The sequence below is a fragment of the Sphingomonas sp. 66-10 genome, assembly GCF_001897045.1.
GTDB lineage: Bacteria > Pseudomonadota > Alphaproteobacteria > Sphingomonadales > Sphingomonadaceae > Sphingomonas > Sphingomonas lycopersici.
Window position 1 is genome coordinate 70123 of the sequence record NZ_MKRR01000150.1, and the last position, 3767, is coordinate 73889.

Annotated in this window: 4 protein-coding genes; 3 read left to right on the forward strand and 1 reads right to left on the reverse strand. The window is 68.3% G+C overall.

The annotated features are described in order from the left end of the window. Together BGN95_RS23145 and BGN95_RS23150 are read left to right on the forward strand one after the other, a co-directional pair. The coding region (locus BGN95_RS23145; protein WP_286774147.1) for an FHIPEP family type III secretion protein at positions 1-636 on the forward strand (636 nt) is incomplete at its 5' end. Next, entirely contained in the window at positions 633-1379 is a 747-nt protein-coding gene (locus BGN95_RS23150; protein ID WP_265270569.1) for a sigma-70 family RNA polymerase sigma factor, read from the forward strand. The genes BGN95_RS23145 and BGN95_RS23150, both read left to right, overlap by 4 nt. Before the next feature lie 386 nt (positions 1380-1765). On the opposite strand, the gene BGN95_RS23155 is transcribed toward BGN95_RS23150, so the two are convergent. Continuing rightward, positions 1766-2590, reverse strand: a complete 825-nt coding sequence (locus BGN95_RS23155; RefSeq protein ID WP_179512791.1) for a flagellin N-terminal helical domain-containing protein — start codon at positions 2588-2590, stop codon at positions 1766-1768. A gap of 263 nt (positions 2591-2853) precedes the next feature. Here BGN95_RS23155 and BGN95_RS23160 point away from each other — a divergent pair. Then, the coding region (locus tag BGN95_RS23160; protein ID WP_286774163.1) for a sigma 54-interacting transcriptional regulator at positions 2854-3767 on the forward strand (914 nt) is incomplete at its 3' end.

A 3767-nucleotide genomic window follows, 5' to 3' on the forward strand; every position in this document is an offset into this window, starting at 1 on the left:
CATCTTAACCATGTTCTCGGCGCCAATGCCGCCGACCTGCTGAGCGCCGACGAGGTGCAGGCGCTGCTCGACGGCTTGAAGGAACGCAACCCGCAGCTCGTCGCCTCGCTCACCCCGCAGCCGTTGCCGCTGACCACGCTGACCACGGTGCTCAAGAGCCTGCTCGCCGAGGGCATCCCGCTCAAGGAATTCCGCCGCATCGCCGGCGCGATCGCGGTCGCCGCGCAAAAGACGCAGGATGCCGAGGAGCTCGTCGAGCTGATCCGCCCCGAACTCGGCCCGCTGATCATCCAGAAATTGTGCGGCGTGCGCGAGCCGCTGCGCGTGATGACGCTCGAGGGCGGGCTCGAAGGGTTGCTCGGCCAGGCGGTGCGGAGCGATCCGGCGCGGCGCCATGTGATCGAGCCCGATCTCGGCCGCCGCATCGTCGATGCGCTGCAGCGCGCGGCGCAGCCGCTGATCAGCGAGGCGAAGCCGTTCGCGCTCGTCGTCCAGCCGGCGATCCGCGTCGCGATCCGCAAGCTCGTCAAATCCATTCTGCCGGATACCCCCGTCATGAGCTTCTTCGAAGTCCCGGAGGACAAGGCGGTCGAGGTGGTCGCGATCATCGGCGCGCCTGAGGCACTGCCGGCATGAGCGCCGAACCGCACCGCGACGCCTTCGCCGACGCGACCCCGCTGACCTATTCGCCGCGCGCGCACGCGCGAGACGAGACGGCGCTGGTGCGCGAGCATCTCCCTTTGGTCCGCCGCCTCGCCTGGCATATCCACGGCAGCGTCTCGACCGCGGTCGAGGTCGAGGATCTGGTGCAGGTCGGGCTGGTCGCGTTGGTCGAGGCGGTTTCCGCCTTCGAGGATCGCGGGCAGGTGACCTTCCGCCAATATCTCGCGACCCGGCTGCGCGGCGCGATGATCGACGAGCTTCGCCGTCACGCCGCGATGACGCGCGGCGCGATCCGCCGCCGCCGCGACTATCAGCGCGCCGTCGCACAGCTCGCCAACGAGTTCGGCCGCGCGCCGACCGACGCCGAGGCCGCCGCGCGGCTGGGGGTGACGGTGGAGAAATTGCGCGCCGATTACGCCACCGCCGAGGCCGTGCGCTTCGATCCGATCGATGAGGTCTATGCCGACGACCAGCCCTGGTTCGCCAGCGACGAGCCCAATGCGTTCGACCAGCTTGCCGAAAGCGAGGCGCGCGACCTGCTGATCGCCGCGATCGCCGCGCTGCCCGAACGCGAGCAGACGGTGATCCACCTCTATCATGTCGAGGAACTCAACCTCGAGGAGATCGGCCACGTGCTCGGCGTCGGCGCGGCGCGGGTGTGCCAGATCAAATCCTCCGCGCACGCGCGGCTGAAGAAAGCGCTCGCCGCGCGCTGAGCGGCGGCGTTACCCGTCACATTCCAAGCAGACGTCATCCCGGCCTTGAGCCGGGGTCCATTGTGCCCGCTACGCGGCGGCCAGCGCATCATGCGCAATTAAAGAATCCGTTCGCCCTGAGCTTGTCGAAGGGCGGCCCCAACTCTCGGGTGACAGGACGCCCTTCGACAGGCTCAGGGCGAACGGGAATAGATGATTCAAATTGACGCACGATGCTTTGGAACCCCTTGCTCCGCGCCTGCCTCCCGATGGACCCCGGCTCAAGGCCGGGATGACGGGGGAGCTCCCCGCAAACGAAAACCCCGGCAACCTTGCGGCCGCCGGGGTTCCCATGCCGGCTTCGGCGCCCTTTAAGGGGGGCGGCGCCGAAGCGTTTGACGCGTCGTTTACTGAAGCAGCTTGAGCACGCTCTGCTGCGACTGATTGGCCTGCGCCAGCATCGCGGTCGACGCCTGGCTCAGGATCTGCGCCTTGGCGAGGTTGGTCGATTCGGCCGAGAAGTCGGCGTCCTGGATACGGCTGCGCGCATCCGACAGGTTGGCGACGTTCGAGGTCAGGTTGTTGACCGCCGACTGGAGCTGGTTCTGCGCCGCACCCAGGCCAGCGCGGGCGGTGCCCACCGCCGCGATCCCGGCGTCGAAGTTGGCGAGGTTGGTGAGCGGGGTGGTCGCGCTCGCGCCGCTGATCGCGGTGTTGATCGCGCCGGTGCTCTTGATGTCGGCGAAGGTCAGCGTCACCGTGTCGGCGGTGTTGGCGCCCGACTGGATCGTCACCGCGCCCGAGGTGCCGGCGGTGCCGTCGAACAGGTTCTGGCCGTTGAACTGGGTGTTGGTCAGCACCGAGGTGATCTGGTCGGCGAGCGCCTTCTGCTCGGCGGCGATGTTCGACTTGTCGGAGGTCGAATAGGTGCCGTTGTTGGCCTGCACCGCGAGTTCACGCATGCGCTGCAGCATGTTGGTCACTTCGTCCAGCGCGCCTTCCGCGGTCTGCGCCATCGAGATGCCGTCGTTGGCGTTGCGGATGCCCTGGTTCATACCGGTGATCTGCGTGGTCATCGACGCGGCGATGGCGAGGCCGGCGGCGTCGTCCTTGGCCGAGTTGATTCGCTTGCCGGTCGACAGGCGCTGCATCGCGGTCTGCAATTCGCTGTTCGCCATGCTCGACGCGTTGGCGGCGCGCAGCGCCGAAGTGTTGGTTGCGATAACCGTCATTTCTAGTCTCCGTCGTAACTGACGGTTCCGCCGCCCCCCGTTAGCGCGGATGGCTGGGCCGTCGCCCCCTGAAACGGCCGGCGATCGGCGTGATTTAGCGATCGACGACGAAAAAAATCGCTCCCCGCCCCGCCTCGCGCGCGGGCGATGTGCCGGCGCACGCATGCGAGCGCGCGCCCGGAAAAAATCTGCCGGCCGGCAACGCATTACACCCGTCGTTAACTATTTTCTCCCATCTAGGGCTCACACGCTCAGGGGGGCCAATGCGTTCTATCGTTCCATCCGCCACGGTTGCGGAAAGCCATGTTGCGCTCATCTCGTCGCTGCGGGCTCAGGGCATCGCCGTCGAGCCGCCGCAGAGCCGCGTCAACGCCGACAAAATCTGGCTGACGGCGCCCGGGGAGCCGATCCCGGCACCCGCGCGCACGGTCGTGATCGGGGGCGGCGACGCGGAACGAATCGTGATCCCGGCGCGCGACGGCGCCCCGGCGCGAATCGCCTTCGGCCACACCGACTCGGTCGTCGGCAACGCCTTCGCCCGCGCGCTGATCGCCGGCCCGGACATGCCGACCGCCGCCGACCCCGAAAGTCTCGCGCTGTTCGCACTCGCCGAGCGAGTCGCGGAAGCCGATATCACCGTGCTGATCAACGGCCCGACCGGCACCGGCAAGGAAGTGCTGGCGCGGACGATCCACGCCAATTCGCCGCGCCGCGACGGCCCGTTCATTGCGCTCAATTGCGCGGCTTTGCCCGAAACCATGCTCGAGGCGATGCTGTTCGGCCACCAGAAGGGCGCCTTCACCGGCGCCTCCTCGGGCGGCGAAGGCTTTTTCCGCGCGGCGCACGGCGGGACGATCCTGCTCGACGAAATCGCCGAAATGCCGCTGGCGCTGCAGGCCAAGTTGCTGCGCGTGCTGCAGGAACGCGAAGTCGTGCCGATCGGCGCAACCCAGCCGGTGGCGGTCGACGTACGCGTCATCGCCTGCGCCAACCGCGATCTTCAGGCCGAGGTGGCGGCGGGCCGCTTCCGCGCCGACCTCTATTACCGCCTGTCGGTCTTCCCGCTTACCACGCGCGCGCTGGCCGATCGCCCGCAGGACATTCCCGCGCTCGCCGCGACGATGATCCTGCGCCACGCCGGCAACCGCACGACGATCCCCTGGCCGTCGGCCGAGGC